Annotated in this window: 17 protein-coding genes and 2 pseudogenes; 5 read left to right on the top strand and 14 right to left on the bottom strand. The window is 38.7% G+C overall.

Annotation, left to right across the window (positions count from 1 at the left end):
* The 4 genes from ACTNDQ_RS14495 to ACTNDQ_RS14480 form a co-directional block, all read left to right on the top strand.
* Positions 1 to 768 (top strand): hypothetical protein (locus ACTNDQ_RS14495; protein ID WP_441064923.1); only part of this gene is annotated, 768 nt, incomplete at its 5' end.
* 17 nt (positions 769 to 785) lie between these two features.
* Positions 786 to 1,814 carry a hypothetical protein gene (locus tag ACTNDQ_RS14490; RefSeq protein WP_441064922.1) on the top strand — a complete coding sequence of 343 codons (1,029 nt, stop codon included), beginning with the start codon at positions 786 to 788 and terminating at the stop codon, positions 1,812 to 1,814.
* A gap of 21 nt (positions 1,815 to 1,835) precedes the next feature.
* Complete coding sequence (locus tag ACTNDQ_RS14485) at positions 1,836 to 3,374, top strand: hypothetical protein (RefSeq protein ID WP_441064921.1); 1,539 nt, start codon at positions 1,836 to 1,838, stop codon at positions 3,372 to 3,374.
* Positions 3,375 to 3,709: 335 nt separating this feature from the next.
* Positions 3,710 to 3,949, top strand: a complete 240-nt coding sequence (locus ACTNDQ_RS14480; protein WP_117416100.1) for a hypothetical protein — start codon at positions 3,710 to 3,712, stop codon at positions 3,947 to 3,949.
* 201 nt (positions 3,950 to 4,150) lie between these two features.
* Here the strand turns inward: ACTNDQ_RS14480 and ACTNDQ_RS14475 are convergent, their stop codons facing one another.
* The 5 genes from ACTNDQ_RS14475 to ACTNDQ_RS14455 all read right to left on the bottom strand — a co-directional run bounded on the left by ACTNDQ_RS14475 (position 4,151) and on the right by ACTNDQ_RS14455 (position 8,129).
* Complete coding sequence (locus tag ACTNDQ_RS14475; RefSeq protein WP_441064920.1) at positions 4,151 to 5,485, bottom strand: amidohydrolase family protein; 1,335 nt, start codon at positions 5,483 to 5,485, stop codon at positions 4,151 to 4,153.
* A gap of 29 nt (positions 5,486 to 5,514) precedes the next feature.
* Positions 5,515 to 5,976: a hypothetical protein gene (locus ACTNDQ_RS14470; protein ID WP_441064919.1), complete on the bottom strand. Its 462-nt coding sequence runs from the start codon at positions 5,974 to 5,976 to the stop codon at positions 5,515 to 5,517.
* The gene (locus ACTNDQ_RS14465; protein WP_021925174.1) at positions 5,977 to 6,792 is read right to left on the bottom strand and encodes a DUF3100 domain-containing protein; all 816 of its coding nucleotides are present in this window, start codon (positions 6,790 to 6,792) and stop codon (positions 5,977 to 5,979) included.
* A gap of 183 nt (positions 6,793 to 6,975) precedes the next feature.
* Positions 6,976 to 7,890: a LysR family transcriptional regulator gene (locus ACTNDQ_RS14460; RefSeq protein WP_441064918.1), complete on the bottom strand. Its 915-nt coding sequence runs from the start codon at positions 7,888 to 7,890 to the stop codon at positions 6,976 to 6,978.
* The gene (locus ACTNDQ_RS14455) at positions 7,887 to 8,129 is read right to left on the bottom strand and encodes an FCD domain-containing protein (RefSeq protein WP_278697793.1); all 243 of its coding nucleotides are present in this window, start codon (positions 8,127 to 8,129) and stop codon (positions 7,887 to 7,889) included. The genes ACTNDQ_RS14460 and ACTNDQ_RS14455 overlap by 4 nt, the downstream gene beginning before the upstream one ends.
* A 234-nt stretch (positions 8,130 to 8,363) precedes the next feature.
* On the opposite strand from ACTNDQ_RS14455, the pseudogene ACTNDQ_RS14450 reads away from it, so the two are divergent.
* Positions 8,364 to 8,528, top strand: a pseudogene (locus ACTNDQ_RS14450) (helix-turn-helix domain-containing protein); the annotation flags it as partial.
* A 129-nt stretch (positions 8,529 to 8,657) separates the two neighbouring features.
* Here the strand turns inward: ACTNDQ_RS14450 and ACTNDQ_RS14445 are convergent.
* The 9 genes and pseudogenes from ACTNDQ_RS14445 to ACTNDQ_RS14405 all read right to left on the bottom strand — a co-directional run.
* Complete coding sequence (locus ACTNDQ_RS14445) at positions 8,658 to 9,362, bottom strand: hypothetical protein (RefSeq protein WP_441064917.1); 705 nt, start codon at positions 9,360 to 9,362, stop codon at positions 8,658 to 8,660.
* 58 nt (positions 9,363 to 9,420) lie between these two features.
* Entirely contained in the window at positions 9,421 to 9,744 is a 324-nt protein-coding gene (locus ACTNDQ_RS14440) for a helix-turn-helix domain-containing protein (RefSeq protein ID WP_441064916.1), read from the bottom strand.
* Between the two features lie 171 nt (positions 9,745 to 9,915).
* Positions 9,916 to 10,344, bottom strand: coding sequence for a hypothetical protein (locus tag ACTNDQ_RS14435; protein ID WP_441064915.1), 429 nt, complete (start codon positions 10,342 to 10,344; stop codon positions 9,916 to 9,918).
* A 134-nt stretch (positions 10,345 to 10,478) separates the two neighbouring features.
* Positions 10,479 to 10,775 (bottom strand): hypothetical protein, encoded by a 297-nt coding sequence (locus tag ACTNDQ_RS14430; protein ID WP_441064914.1) that lies wholly within the window; start codon positions 10,773 to 10,775, stop codon positions 10,479 to 10,481.
* A gap of 15 nt (positions 10,776 to 10,790) precedes the next feature.
* Positions 10,791 to 11,768 carry a DUF6017 domain-containing protein gene (locus ACTNDQ_RS14425; RefSeq protein ID WP_441064913.1) on the bottom strand — a complete coding sequence of 326 codons (978 nt, stop codon included), beginning with the start codon at positions 11,766 to 11,768 and terminating at the stop codon, positions 10,791 to 10,793.
* A 165-nt stretch (positions 11,769 to 11,933) separates the two neighbouring features.
* Positions 11,934 to 12,191, bottom strand: coding sequence for a replication initiator protein A (locus ACTNDQ_RS14420; RefSeq protein WP_441064912.1), 258 nt, complete (start codon positions 12,189 to 12,191; stop codon positions 11,934 to 11,936).
* Positions 12,181 to 13,092 carry a ParB/RepB/Spo0J family partition protein gene (locus tag ACTNDQ_RS14415; protein WP_441064911.1) on the bottom strand — a complete coding sequence of 304 codons (912 nt, stop codon included), beginning with the start codon at positions 13,090 to 13,092 and terminating at the stop codon, positions 12,181 to 12,183. Before ACTNDQ_RS14415 ends, ACTNDQ_RS14420 begins: the two co-directional genes overlap by 11 nt.
* The gene (locus tag ACTNDQ_RS14410; RefSeq protein ID WP_441064910.1) at positions 13,082 to 13,867 is read right to left on the bottom strand and encodes a ParA family protein; all 786 of its coding nucleotides are present in this window, start codon (positions 13,865 to 13,867) and stop codon (positions 13,082 to 13,084) included. The genes ACTNDQ_RS14415 and ACTNDQ_RS14410 overlap by 11 nt, the downstream gene beginning before the upstream one ends.
* Before the next feature lie 15 nt (positions 13,868 to 13,882).
* A pseudogene (locus ACTNDQ_RS14405) lies at positions 13,883 to 14,161 on the bottom strand (hypothetical protein); the annotation flags it as partial.

Genomic DNA, 14,161 nt, shown 5'->3' with positions numbered 1-14,161 from the left:
CAAGCGCCAGAGATACTACGAATCTCTGGGACTGGCTGCATAGGCAGTGATATCTTTGAGATAAATGTGTCAACCAATATTGACAATATCAATCCTTTCTCCTTCTATGGCAAGGACAAGATGGACGAGTTTTGCAGACGGATTCTTGCAAAAAAAGAATGTTCCACTCCGTCCAGTATGGTTTCTGTCGATGGCAAGATTCTGGACTTTTTGAAGATGCTCTACTTTGGTGTAACGGATAACCCCTTTGAAGCTGCCAGCAGGAGCTCATATACGGATATGTGCAGAACGATTCGATTTAATGGCAAGAATGGGGATATGTTGAGAAAAGCGGTAGATGCGCTTTTGGAAGAAAGAATCCCTGAGCTTGTTGCCGTGAATGATGCTGAGGATTTTACAAAATGGCACCACTCCATTTGCGAAGAAATTGTTTCGATGTATGAATCAGAAGGAATCGAGTTTTATATTGGACAAGCGCAAAAATGGGTCAATATGACTTTGAAATACTTGTATGTGTTGGTTCCTGATGTTGTAGAACCGTTTTACCGTTTTTTACATATTCCGCTGGACAACTACATCATCGACATTGCGAAGAAGCAATATGGCATCCCTTCTCTGCCCTGCGCATGGAGCAGAATATCAGATTATCAGGATTATCTTGATTATGAGGAAATGCTGATGGAAGTAATTGATGAGGTGCCTTTGGATTGGGAGTTTGCAAAATGGGTTGAATCGGCTCGCAAGCAGAAAGTCGAGAAAGGCAGATAGTTTTCAGGAGGTGCGCTATGCAGATACATTACTTTCAGCGATACCATTCAAAAGAGAATGTGGATACATCCAACACCATGTTGATGCTTTCCCGTTTATATAATTACAATGCGGATAAATTCTTCTCTATGTTGAATAGCCTTATTCTCGGAGAGGATGAAAGTCCTGAAATTACATTTGACTTGCAGGTTGCCGGTGACGAAAGCGTTCCGGATGCTGTAATCAGCCAAAAGAGCTTTAAGATCGTTGTCGAGACAAAGCTCTATAATCAGTTCGATAAACAGCAGCTTGTAAATCATCTGGAGCAGTTTGGTGCAGAGGACATCAAGGTTCTGCTGACTATCGACCCCAGACCAATGAAGCAGCAGTTATTTGATGAAATGACCGTTGAACTGAAAAAGTATAACAGCAAAAACATGGAGCGCCTGATCCATCCGATTAAGCACGTTAATTTGACTTTTGAACAGCTTGTGGAGTCGATGGAAGATATTATTGATGACAGAGACACGGAGATTATTTCTGTGCTGGATGATTTCAAAAAATATTGTTTTGATGAAAAGCTGATACCGGATGGTCATAAGTGGATGCGAGCGATTGTGGCAGGAACAACGTTCCAGGACAACATGGATTTGAATTTATTTTATGATCAGGAATCCCGCAAGTTTTCAGAGCATGGATATATTGGACTCTACAAAGATAAGAGCATACGCGCGGTCGGCAAGTTGAAAAAGACCATTATTGCGGTCGAAGTTGAGGGAAAAATGACATACCGGGCAGAAAGTGGTGAAGCGCCAACGCCGGATGAAATCTGCCGCATTAACGAAGCAATCCACCGTGCAGAGGACTACGGCTATAACCTCCGCACGATCAGTCACAGATACTTTATGGTTGAGAAGTTCTACCCGATTGACTTTAGAAAAAGCAGCAAGAATCCTATTCAGAAAAGCAAGTTCTTCAACCTTGCGGATATGTTTGGGTACAAAACGATGCCTGATACCGAGAAGATTGCAGCTGATCTAAACGGCAGAATCTGGGAGGAATTTTAATCTTTTGAGGAGGTGGCTACAATGGAATATTTGAAGCAAGTCCATGATTTCGCTACAAAATGGGTTGATAAATTCAGAGATCAAAAAATCAACTACATAGAGCTTGTAGATCACTACATGGCTGATGACTGTGAAGCCCTTGGGTTTCAAATGGATTGCGGTCACGCATTTTCGGAGAAGTACGGGAATGCTGCGAGCAAATACAATGAATTGAATCAAGTGATTGACAAGATAACAGACATCAGTTTGCTTGGCTCTGCAATCTACTCACAATGGCGATACTTCAACCACTGGGCTTATGATGCCGCTTCCATTTTGGAGTTCGAGAATCGTTCCTGGTTTATTTTGGCATTGAGCCGCCTGGCGGTGCTTTCCGGCGAGAATCCTTTTATATTTAATGGTGAGTTGAAGAAAATTCGTATTGTTTCTAATCGCCTTGGTTATGGTCCATGCCCGGAACCAGATGAAGAAGTCGAACAACACATTACTCTCAACTCGGAAGGACGGGTGTGGTTTTCAGCGTATGTGTTCGGACAGCGACGTGATGGGCATTATGAAAAGGCGAGAACACAAAACCTAAAAGTTGATATATCTGTTGCAGAAAGAATTATGTCCGCATTTTCAGCATATTTCAGCAATGAATATACAGAGGTATTTGCAACAGACATCGGTGACTGGAATATGGAGCTTACAAATACGGAGGGCAAAACCTATAAATTTCGTGGTTCATTGTGTTCCAAGTTTGTAGTTCAAGGGGTTGATCTTTCAGATTTACTCCGTCAAAGTTTGGATATGCCTGATTTGTATGTTTTTGATAGGAATAACAAGCCAGACATCGTGAATCGGATCGAAATGTTCTATCACCGCATCACAAAGATAAAACCGAAGGAACCGATCTTGGAGCATACGGAATATGCCGTTTGGGATTATACAGAATCCTTGATCGTAGACAGAAACAGTGAAAGCATTGAACACATCCAGAATATCGGCACAGGTTGTTCTGTCACTCGAAGGTACAAAGTAGAAGGCGGTATTGAGAGCCTGCTCGATGATTTGGATATAGACACTCTGTTTGAACATATTAAAGGAAATCCACCTGATGTAGTTGAAAATCCACTTGAAAGCAAAGACTACACCATCAAGGTGGTCACAAAAAAGGGAGTTGAAAAAGTCATTCGGGGAACCTACGATAAGAAAGGTTTACCGGATGACTGGGCTGAATTCATTGAGTCGGTGTTTGATTTCATGACCTTCTACGGTTGGGGCGAAATTATGAACCCATTCGTCTACGGAAAGGTGCGGCGGTGTGGCAACGACATCATCTATTGCAGTGTAACCTTTGACGAAGGATATAAGAGCTATTATTACATAGCCGATGACGACTCAATCGAAGTTGGTGATTTTGTGATCGTTCCAGCCGGAAAATACAACCACGAAGCTGTCGTTGAGGTGGTGAAGAAAGATTATTATGCAATGGAAGAGGTACCGCTACCGATGGAAAAGACAAAGCATATAATCCGAAAATGTACTGAAGAAGACTTTGATTTACCAAAAGAATGATGCAAATTGGATCTGTGTGGGCAAAAGTATGAATTGTATTATACAACTAATTCCTCTTAATGATTGTGATAGAGAGCAGTTTATTAGAGTTTATTAAACAAAGTCTTATAAGCAAAGACCTCTTACATCGTGTAGGCGGTCTTTCAATCTTTATTTACTGTTATATTCAGTGACAGATTGCCTTTATCACTGTTCTCGGCGAAAAAGACGGTGGATAGAATTATTCATAGTTTTGGTATATAATATGAAATCAAAAGAAAGGCAAATTTGAATTTTGACGAGGATTAACAGAATGGTAAAGCGGTAATTGAACAGAGTTTGGAGAGAAAAAACGTATGAATCAAATTGTTTCGTTGTTTATGTTTAGTTGTGGTGATTATGAGAAAGTAAAACAGGATGAGATGAAGAAACAATTCGATATGAAAATGGACGGACGTTGTCCTATTCCCGCCGAGATTGGTGGAGTCAAAACCTGTCCATTACGCATTAATAATCCAGATTATGTCGAAGGCGGTGATATGCCTAAGACAATTGCAAATAGCTGTGACAAGTGTATTTATTGTGCAAAGAAATGACATGCCTGGCAGTAACTGTTATATATAAAACAAGGGTGAAAAGCCTGATTTGTAAGCTTTTCACCCTTCATTATCATAGAAGAATCTAATTTACAGAGATTTTCTCATAGTCTCCACTTTCCAAAGACACAAGATTTTTTACAGCCTCTTTTACTTCCACCAGGCTCTGATAAATTCTGGTATAGCAGTCTTTTGCTTTTTTTAATAAGCTCTCTTTATGATTTCATTCATATGCTGTGTAGCTTCAAAGCGAATTCGCTCTTCATCTAATGTAAGTACCTCACGATTTTTCATAACAATCTTTCCATTGATGATGGAATCGATTACATCATGTCCATTTGCAGCATCTACAATAGTATTTACAAGATTCTGAGTTGGTGTAATATGCGGCTGATCAATATTTAAAAGAATCAGATCAGCTTTCTTTCCTTCATTTACAGATCCCAGAATATCGCCATGTCCGATAGCATTTGCTCCTCCCTGAGAAGCCATTTTCAAAAGAGTCGGGCAGGTCATAACTACCGGATTAAAAGAAGGAAGTCCCCAATAAGCCAGCATAGAATAACGCAGAACCTTCATCTCATCGAAAATATCCAGGTTGGAAGGAGCAGCTCCATCACAACCCAAACCTACACTTGCACCAGCTTCCAGAATCTGAGGAGCCTTCGGGAAGCCATGATTTGCCAGGTTGGCTCTTGGACAATGGATCATTTTTACTCCTCGTTCTGCCATCAATGCAATATCATGGTCTGACAGCATAACATTATGTGCGGTCAGAAGATTTGGACCCAAAATTCCCATTTCATCTAAAAATTCAGCAGGACGTTTTTGATAATTTTGCAGGCAAAAGCTAACTTCATCTTTATGCTCACATAAATGTGCATGGATGCCTGTATGAAGTTCTTTAGCACATTCACCTACCATGGTGATGAGATCTCTGGAGCAGGTCATTACCTGACGAATAGCAAACCAGATATCCACACGGCCATCGCCGGCTCCCTGATAGTTCTTATACAGCTCTTTTGTATGGTCTATAGCTTCAGATGCAGTCTCCTTCATTGCGCCTGTAATAGCATTGCCCATATCCATTGTGGATTTCGCTATTGCAGCTCTCATGCCGGATTCTATAACTGCATCAGCTACACGTTCCATATGTACACCGCCGGAATCAGCAAAAGCAGTAGTTCCGTTTTTGATCATTTCCAGACAGGCTAACTGTCCGCTGACGTAAGAATCTTCCGGGAGAAGATTGCTTTCAAAGGGAACCAGAAAACGAGTCCAAACCATAGGATATTCATCAGCAACACGACCTCTTAACAGCTGCTGACAGGTATGTGTATGACCGTCTATCAAACCTGGCATAACAAGCTTACCTTTTCCATCAAGTGTTTCTGTGGCAACACTATCAACGAATTCATCTGCTGAACCGATTTTTTTAATCCAAGTGTCTTTAATTCCTACGGAACAGGTGGATGAAACGCTCATATCAGGATTCAGAACCTGACAATTTTTGATTAAAATATCATAGTTTTCCATAATCTACCTCATTTCATCTCATATGATTGTTAAATGGCTCCTGTCATTTTCAAAACAATGTCTGCAACAAGAGCGGAGAATATAAAGGTTCCGGTAATTACAAATAAAGTGATCAATACCAGCTTCCATCCCATTTTTGTAAAATCCTTTAAATCTTTTCCCAGAGAAATACCGGCAAATGCACCAAGTGCTGTAGCCGGAGCTAAAAATGCAACAGGAGTTGTAGTTTCAACTACGATATCTTTTACCGGCGAAACAGGACATGCAAGAAGCAGCCCGAGAAGGGATACATACATCATAGAAGGAAGCTTAACAAATCGGCTCATAAATTTACTTATAGTAAGACCGATAAGAGAAATAGCACTCAGTAAAAGAACTCCAATAATGGAATCTTTTACAGGCATTTTGTAACCAATTATATTTGTAAGTATTATAATCACAGACACCATGAGAAGCAGTCCAAGCTGCTGTACGAAGTATTTTCTGACCATTTATTTAACCTCCTGATTATTTTTGCGTCCAATCTTAGGCTCTAAAATTGCGTATAATTTTTTGGCAAGAGGAAGGCCTACGAAAGTACCCATGTAAATTCCGGTAATACCGGTCAGCATATCACTGGCACCACCCATAATCATAATATTTTCTGCCTGCTGTGGGTATATTTCACCTAATGTTCCGGCAGCAGCAGTCATCATGGATCCACTTCCTACTCCACTGGCCATACCAAGAGCAATAGGATCGAAAATATTCCAGGAAGCTACAACGCTTGCAAGAATGCTGATAAATACTGTTCCGATTACAGAACCTACGATATAAACTGCAAAGGTTCCTTTTGTTTCCGGAGCGTCCGGTCCAAAAATATCTGTAGTTAATCCAAGGTTTGAATCACGGTTAATTGAGTAACATGCACCAATAGATTCCTTCTTTAAACCAAGCAATAATGCTAGAGGCATAGATAAAAGAATCGTTCCAAGGTTTCCGAATTCCTGAAGAAGTAATGCAGGACCCACTGAAACCAGTTTTGCAAGATTTGCACCGGAAGAAATGCCCATTTTAGCCATAAAAGGTGCTAAAACCACAAGGACCAGACTTCCGCCTATTTTACATTCCTCAGTTTTGAATACTTTAAAAATATCCGGCCCTAAAAGCCCTCCGAATATGACGGCAAACACCATCGGAAACAGAGTAAGTGTACCAACGCCAATGTTAAGCTTAACGGTTCCGATCAGATCACAGACTGCGGAAATGACCAGAGCGGCAAGGTAAATTTTCCAGTACTTTTTGATGACAATCTTTAGTTTTTCCATATAAGAAACTCCTTCCTTTTTTTCTGTGCAGGTGCGTAGTAATTTACGTTGTAAGTATAACATGAGAGCTGGTTTCTGCGAACATACAAAAAAGCGATGGGAAGCCATCGCTTTTTTCACTATATCAAGAAAGGGGTTTTCTCACTGCATTATTTTTTTATAAGAAAATCGTCGGATCTTTATTTACATAAAAACAGCTTCATTCTGCATTAAAAGCTCCACAAAACGGCTGGCGGTATCAGAAAGTGTATGCTTTTGACGCAAAATCCATCCTATCTCAAGGCGAACTCCGTTTTTGACAGGCAGAGAAATAATGTCGCTGTAATTACTATCAAAAGATCTGTAACCACTTCCAATAGCAAATCCATGGCAATAACGCATAGCAGAATAGGAAGCTGCCCGGTCAGAAACATGGATTATTTTTTTTACCTGATAATTTGGAATGATAAGATCAGTATAAGCAGGGTTCGTGTCAGGTGAACGATCATAAGAAATAAAAGGATATTGTATCATTTCTTCAATATTAATTTCCTGGCTATTGGCAAGTGGATGGTTTTGGCATATGTAAGCATGAGCTGTCTGATAAACAATGTGATTAAAAATAATACCACGATTTCTTAATTCCTGAATCATCTGTCCTTTGCTATGCTCTGTGAAAAAAATAATTCCCAAATCGTCCAGTCCCCGTTCTACGCGATCCAGTACTTCTGAGGTACGGCATTCATAAAAACCACAGTTATAGGAACCATAGCGTTCATTTAACTTATTGATGACAGAAATAAAAGAGGCCATGCCGCAAATGTGATGCTGGGCAGAAACGGACAGACCTAAAGGCCGTTTTTTGGAACCGTTATATTTCTCATCCAGGTAGTCAAGACGGCTTAGAATTCCCTTAAACTCAATTAAAAGCTCTTCGCCGCTTCTGGTAAGACGTACGCCTGTGCTTTCTCTTATAAATGCGGTAATGTCATATGTGTTTTCTATTTCCTTAATAGCGCTGGAAATGCTTGACTGAGCTGTAAACAAACGCTTGGCTGCTTCACTGATAGAGCCGGACTCAGCTACGCTGATAAAATATCTTATTTGCTGCAGTGTCATATAAGGTCTCCTTTTTTAATCATCTGGATTCTCTTACGGTTGTAAACCAGATGCAGATACATGGCATCCTGTGCCCGGAGGGGCTCATGAGCTGCAATGGCATCTGCAATCTCACGGTGAGTCTCGATGGTTTCTTCCTGCAGTGCACCTCCGGTGGTTTCTACAAAGAGAGGAATCTGATATTTTTTGAGGAAGGCTTTTTTCTTCAGATAACAAATGCATCGTATGATTTGCTCCATTTCTAATAGTTATCATTCTTGTTTCCTATGATAATATGTTTCGGGTTCAATGTCAAAATGCTAAAATGTACAAAAACAGATACAAAAATTTAGAGAAAATTCCAGTATTGCATTTTTGATGAATAGAATACATGGTAAATACATCAGATGAATTCAAAGGAAAAATGGAAGAAACAACTTTTGTGGCAGATCCAATGAGACTGATGATCGCTGCGGCGGTCGGAATCGTAGTTCTATTGGTGCTTGACTACAGCGATTTACCTTGCATGGAGCTTCTGGACGATGAGCTGGGATATTACATGGATTGTATGGCCGGTTGCAGGTGTTTTGTTTGCAGCATTGCTTGGTGTGGTGAAAATGGTGTTAAAGAATGGCAGTGAAACTCAGCACTATATTTAAGATGGAGTTAAGTTTATTTTTCCGCATATTATACTCATCCAGAAATTCCAGTTTGTAGAATTATAGAAAATGGACGTAATGCTGAACATCCAATACGTCCATTTTTTCAATCTTCACCTATCTGTTTTCTCAACGAACAGGAGCATAGAAAATCAATAGATCAATATATTTTTCTCCGCTTCCCTGCTCTCCATAGTCATACCGGACCATATAATCTCGGATGCTATATCCCCGATACGGATCAGATAGGGTATAAAGTTCTCCTGTTGTAAAATCAATCAGCGAGTACCCTGTGCTTTCCATATATTCATCATTACCATTGTTTATCTGATTTTCATAAAACTCACATACCTTCTCCAGACAATCCTGACACAACTGGTCAGTGAGAGATTCACAATCTATTGTATCTTTCTCACCAAGGTATATATTCGGTTCAGCAATGCATCTATCCGGTTGAGAGTGTGTCATAATAGAACCATAATTCTCTCCAAAAGAATGTACCATTGTACTCATATGACCAGAATCAATCTTTTCATTTCCAGCATCATCATATTCTCGAATCCGGGTATCAGTGACCGACATATCTGCCCAATGAATAATCCCGATAGAATCGAATTTATTATAGTAATCAAGAAGTCCTCCTGCAGGAGTTCCGCAGATAAAGCATTGGTCCTTTCCGATGGATGATTGAAGTGATAGTTTTAAATCTTTCTCGTCTTTTTCTTTCTGTTCTGATTGTTGATTTTTGTTTGAGCTTTCAACTGTCTGTGTCTGACAGCTACAAAGGATAATTCCCAAAAGAAATGCACAGCATAAAAAATAATATCGTTTCATGACAACCCCCAAAACAAAAATAAGGACAAGCTATGCCATTCCTTAAGCACAGCCGTCCTTATTTTCTAATGATGCCCTGTATATATGCTTTTACCAGCTCTTTTTGATGATCATCCATTGCGTTCCAGTCAGAAAGCAGCTGTTTTTGATCGGATGTTAAATCAGGATATTCTTCATCCACCGTAAAAAATTGAGCAAGAGTCATATCTAATCCATTACATATTTTCTCAAGAGTTTGAATCGTTGGAACGCTCTTTCTGTTTAACAATGTAGAAATAGATGATTGCGCGATTCCAGATTTCTGAGCTAGTCTGTATCTGCTGATATTTTTCTTTTCACACAACTGCTCAATCTTAGCAATAATATAGTTCTCAGCTTGCAAGTATTCTACACCTCTTTTCCGATATGATACCTTTATTTTACTGAGAAACAAGGTAACTTATCAGATTATATGTACCGATGTATAATACTTAGGCATTGCGATATATACAGTCAAAAAAATAAGGAACAATATCAGTATACCATATTTATATCTCAGCTTACACCAGTTTTATTATGATGGTCTGATATTATTATCATCAGGCATATCGATGTATTCCTCAAATAAATAATAAAGAGCAACAATGAACTGTTCTGCGTTTCCTTTTTCATCTACCATCTGTTCCAGAGTCCATCCTTCAATAAATTTATGTCTGTATACCCAACATGCAAGGTCACATGCCTCCACAATAATATCCTTAATTATCTTTCCCATGACCTTGTCAAAATCATTGATATCTTCCTCTGGCAGATTTTGAAACGATTCGAGTGGTGGAAGTACTCTGATTTCATTATCTTTTTTGATTTCATTCATAATAGTGAAAACATGTTCTCTCTCTTCATCTGCCAGCCTAACATATTCCCACAGTGCCATGATCACTCTTAAATCAGTGTCTCTCTTTAATGGTGGCAACTGAATATATTCATTTTCCATTTTGTTCATTAGTGTCCCTCCCAAATCTTTATTCAATAAAATTTTTTCTGGTATATTTCCGCATGAAAGTATTTTACCATTCATCGCTTTTTCGATAAAGTAAATACCATTATTTGAATCCGGTCATTTTTGACCGCCTTCGTTTATGATAATACAAAATCTCTCAATTTATGGATTCCTGATTCCAACATCATTTCCAAGAATATTCCGGCAGCTAAAATAGATATCCCAATACATGAAATGATTGCCAGCAACCCAATCTGTAGCCAATCCTGATAGAAAATAACAGTAAGAATCACCAGGGCACCGATCATAAGACCGAACAGTGCCCTTGCAAAGCTATAAATTCCAACACACACTTTGACGATTCCCAAAAGAATCGCCAATACTATGATTACCGGTAATACGCATACTTTCCCGATTAATTTTAAAACGAACATAGTTATCCCTCCTTTTTATTTTGCTGCTGCATATTGTGGAAAATCATGATTGACCTCTGCTCTGTAATAGCTTTCTATCGTTGTTGGAGCATTAAAGAGTGAAGCCAATATGTATTTCTTAATATTTCGTACCTTTGTCGTGTTTGAGCGAAGCATATCCAAAACGTATTGAATGTGATGATAATTAAGCTTCATGAACTTATCCTTCACTAAAGATGCCGGATACCAGTTACTTGCAATAAGGATCTTTTCACCACTGGACATTACAGTTTCCACGATTAACTCATAGATACCCTCAATGGTTTCTTTCTCTGTTGGATAAGCTATGAGCAGGTATTCATATTCAATTTTTTCTTTGATCAGAGATTGATATGCCTTAAGCTCCGATTCTGCATCATATCGTTTATCAAATCGATTACTGTCACCAGATATGATCCGATTAGAATCATCAGTCTGATTATTATTGGTTTTATTATTATAAGTATTTTTATGGTCCATATTTTGGACTCCTAGAAGTTGATTTTTTGGACTTTTAGAAGTCCTTATTTTGGACTTCTTGAAGTTTAAATTTTGGACTTCTGAAATTGTATCAGCATTCGATTGCTGCGAGATCATTTCTTGAGGAATAAGAAAATTCTTTACATACATAATCGTATTATTTCCTTGCCCCAGACGACGTTTTTCTATCAGTCCGATTCCTTTATCTGTATCCAGTTCTTGAAGTGATTTTATTGCTTTGTTTCGACTACAATTCAATAATTCTGTGATTTCTTCAATACTGCATACAATATAGGCTCTGTTTTCTTCGTCATACCACTTGTTTTTCTGTGAAAGACTCATTCGATCTAATAATAATCCATACAGGATCTTGGCATCATTCGATAGTCCTCGGAAAATCTCATGCGTAATCAGAAGCTTCGGTATTTTGAAGAAACTGAATTGCTCGGATTCATCACCATAATAATAACGAAACTGTGGCTTCTGCTGTTCCATGCGAAGCTCCTCCCTTCCTGAATTTGCACCTCTAGGGGTGTCGATTTTAAAACTTCTGAAATGCCTATGCCGGTTGTGAAACAACAAAGTTTTTCACATACAAATGATTCGGTAATCCAAAACCTTTTACCTTTTTCTTTACCAATCCAACTGTTTCAAGTTCTTTCAGGTATTCAATTGCCTTTTCTTTGAAACATTCAGATCCTCTTGCATTTCGGAAATCGGATAAACTACATAAACTCTGTTTTCATTATCAATCCATTGATTCTTTGCGGACATTCCCATCCGGTCTAAGAGTAATCCGTAAAGAAGCTTTGCCTGCAGGGATAAATCTCGAAATTCATCCCCGAACATCAGGCTCTTTGGAATCCTGTAGAAGCTATATTGCTCAGATGATAAGCCATAAATATAATCAAAAGCCATTCTCTGCACCTCCTTGTTCCTTCCAGTTGGTAAGAAGTTCGACGATTACTTTTTCCATTTCTGCAGATGTGTAATATGGTGGAAAGTATTGAGATAATTTCTTTTCTGAAAGAGTTACCTTCTTTTTCGGAATTCTTCCAATTGCATTCTCATTCAAAATATCGATCAGTTGGCTTTGTGTAATTGCTCCATTTAACAATTCTTGACGAAGAATAACTATTTGGTTCTGTTTTACATTTCCATTCTCATGGATGTACTCGCATATCCATTGTTGGATTTCCTTGTCAATGTAGGAGATTTCCACACCGGCAGTGAACTGTAGTCTCTTTGAGTCAACCATATCCAATAATTCCGGAATCAGTTCTGTGAGCCGGATATATCTTTTTACCTGACGACCACTAAAACCACTATCGGAACCTATTATTTCATGACTCCACTTTGGGACATCATGTCCTAAAGTGGTATCACATCTTTTTCCCTGTCGGTTCATTGCATCCATTTTCATTTTGAATGCAAATGCTTTCTCACTAGGAAGTAATTCTTCTCGCTGAATATTCGAATCTACCATATATACAATGGCTTCATCATCTGACATTTCCCTTACAATGGCAGGTATCATAGTTAATCCAACAATCTTTGCAGCATGCATCCTTCTGTGACCGGAGATCATTTCATAACTGTCTTCGCCATCTGGACGTACCAAAACAGGAGATAAGATGCCATTAACTCGAATACTTTCAACCAAATCTGACATTTTCTCATCATCCAATACTTTAAATGGATGATTTTTAAATACATGGATCATATCAATATCAATTTCTGTCGAGGATTCCGTAGCAGGAACTCCCAATAATTCTTCAACAGTTGTTAATTTCAATTTCTGTCCTGTTCTAGTTTTCATGAGATAAAACCTCCTCTGTCAATTTCTTATATGCTTCGGCAACCTTTCCCTTTGGCTCGTGAATGTAAATACTCACTCCTTCTAAACTGCATTCTGCAGCTTTGACTGAAAATGGAATATACGTATTAAATACACCTATTGTTGATTCATAACCCTCACGTAATTTTTGTGTGATATCCTTTGCATAATTGGTTCTGTAATCTACCATAGTAAGAACAATCCCCTCAATCTTTAATTTCTTATTGAGACGTTTCTTTACCATAGAGATGGTTTTAATCAGCTGACACAATCCCTTTACAGGAAGATAAGCTGCCGGAACTGGTATAAGTACAGAGGTTGCAGCTACTAAAGCATTAATTGTTGTCATTCCCAAAGAAGGCATGCAATCAATGATGATGTAGTCATACAGTTCTTTAATCTGATCAATATATTCTTTCAGGATGTTTTCCCGGCTCATCACATTCGCAAGAAGTACTTCCAAACCGGATAACTCGATATTGCCTGGTATCAGATCAATTCCTTCCTGATGATGAAGAATCCCATATCCCGGTTCGATTGGTTCCTCGTTAATGATCTTCATCATTACAGATGCAAGAGTATCACTCATATCATCTGGTTCTTCATATCCTAAACTGGCTGTAAGGTTTCCCTGCGGATCATTATCAATTAACAAGACTTTCTTACCTGCTCTGGCAAGTCCTATTCCCAAATTTAACGATACACTTGTTTTTGCACATCCACCTTTTTGCATTGCAACTGCGATTACTTTACACATAAATTCAAATCCCCCTTATAGATCCCAATATTTATCCATCCATATTTTTAAGATATCGATGATCTCACGTTTCATTTTTTCCACGGTATAATCTTTTGGAAAATACTTCTTTAGCTGTTCGGTCTTAAATGTCACCCTTGAAATATCTTCCCTCTTTATTTCACAAAGAATGTCTTTGAGATCATCCTCTGTCAGTTCATTGCTGATGTTGTATAAATAAAGTTGACACCTTATTCTCAAAGAATTCATGTATAATAAAGAGAATAAGGAGGAACTCTCAATGTCACGTACCCA

Source organism: Blautia massiliensis (ex Liu et al. 2021) (assembly GCF_052064225.1).
In the GTDB taxonomy this organism is placed as follows: Bacteria; Bacillota; Clostridia; order Lachnospirales; family Lachnospiraceae; genus Blautia_A; species Blautia_A fusiformis.
The sequence above is the reverse complement of the archived record's forward strand: the minus strand, read 5'-3'. Positions and strand labels throughout refer to the sequence as shown.

Coding starts and splice junctions, on each gene's coding strand:
- ACTNDQ_RS14410 (WP_441064910.1), bottom strand. CDS start 13,867: ATGTGTAAAGTAATCGCAGTTGCAATGCAAAAAGGTGGATGTGCAAAA.
- ACTNDQ_RS14485 (WP_441064921.1), top strand. CDS start 1,836: ATGGAATATTTGAAGCAAGTCCATGATTTCGCTACAAAATGGGTTGAT.
- ACTNDQ_RS14460 (WP_441064918.1), bottom strand. CDS start 7,890: ATGACACTGCAGCAAATAAGATATTTTATCAGCGTAGCTGAGTCCGGC.
- ACTNDQ_RS14445 (WP_441064917.1), bottom strand. CDS start 9,362: ATGAAACGATATTATTTTTTATGCTGTGCATTTCTTTTGGGAATTATC.
- ACTNDQ_RS14425 (WP_441064913.1), bottom strand. CDS start 11,768: ATGGAACAGCAGAAGCCACAGTTTCGTTATTATTATGGTGATGAATCC.
- ACTNDQ_RS14480 (WP_117416100.1), top strand. CDS start 3,710: ATGAATCAAATTGTTTCGTTGTTTATGTTTAGTTGTGGTGATTATGAG.
- ACTNDQ_RS14455 (WP_278697793.1), bottom strand. CDS start 8,129: ATGGAGCAAATCATACGATGCATTTGTTATCTGAAGAAAAAAGCCTTC.
- ACTNDQ_RS14465 (WP_021925174.1), bottom strand. CDS start 6,792: ATGGAAAAACTAAAGATTGTCATCAAAAAGTACTGGAAAATTTACCTT.
- ACTNDQ_RS14435 (WP_441064915.1), bottom strand. CDS start 10,344: ATGAACAAAATGGAAAATGAATATATTCAGTTGCCACCATTAAAGAGA.
- ACTNDQ_RS14420 (WP_441064912.1), bottom strand. CDS start 12,191: ATGGCTTTTGATTATATTTATGGCTTATCATCTGAGCAATATAGCTTC.
- ACTNDQ_RS14470 (WP_441064919.1), bottom strand. CDS start 5,976: ATGGTCAGAAAATACTTCGTACAGCAGCTTGGACTGCTTCTCATGGTG.
- ACTNDQ_RS14430 (WP_441064914.1), bottom strand. CDS start 10,775: ATGTTCGTTTTAAAATTAATCGGGAAAGTATGCGTATTACCGGTAATC.
- ACTNDQ_RS14490 (WP_441064922.1), top strand. CDS start 786: ATGCAGATACATTACTTTCAGCGATACCATTCAAAAGAGAATGTGGAT.
- ACTNDQ_RS14415 (WP_441064911.1), bottom strand. CDS start 13,092: ATGAAAACTAGAACAGGACAGAAATTGAAATTAACAACTGTTGAAGAA.
- ACTNDQ_RS14475 (WP_441064920.1), bottom strand. CDS start 5,485: ATGGAAAACTATGATATTTTAATCAAAAATTGTCAGGTTCTGAATCCT.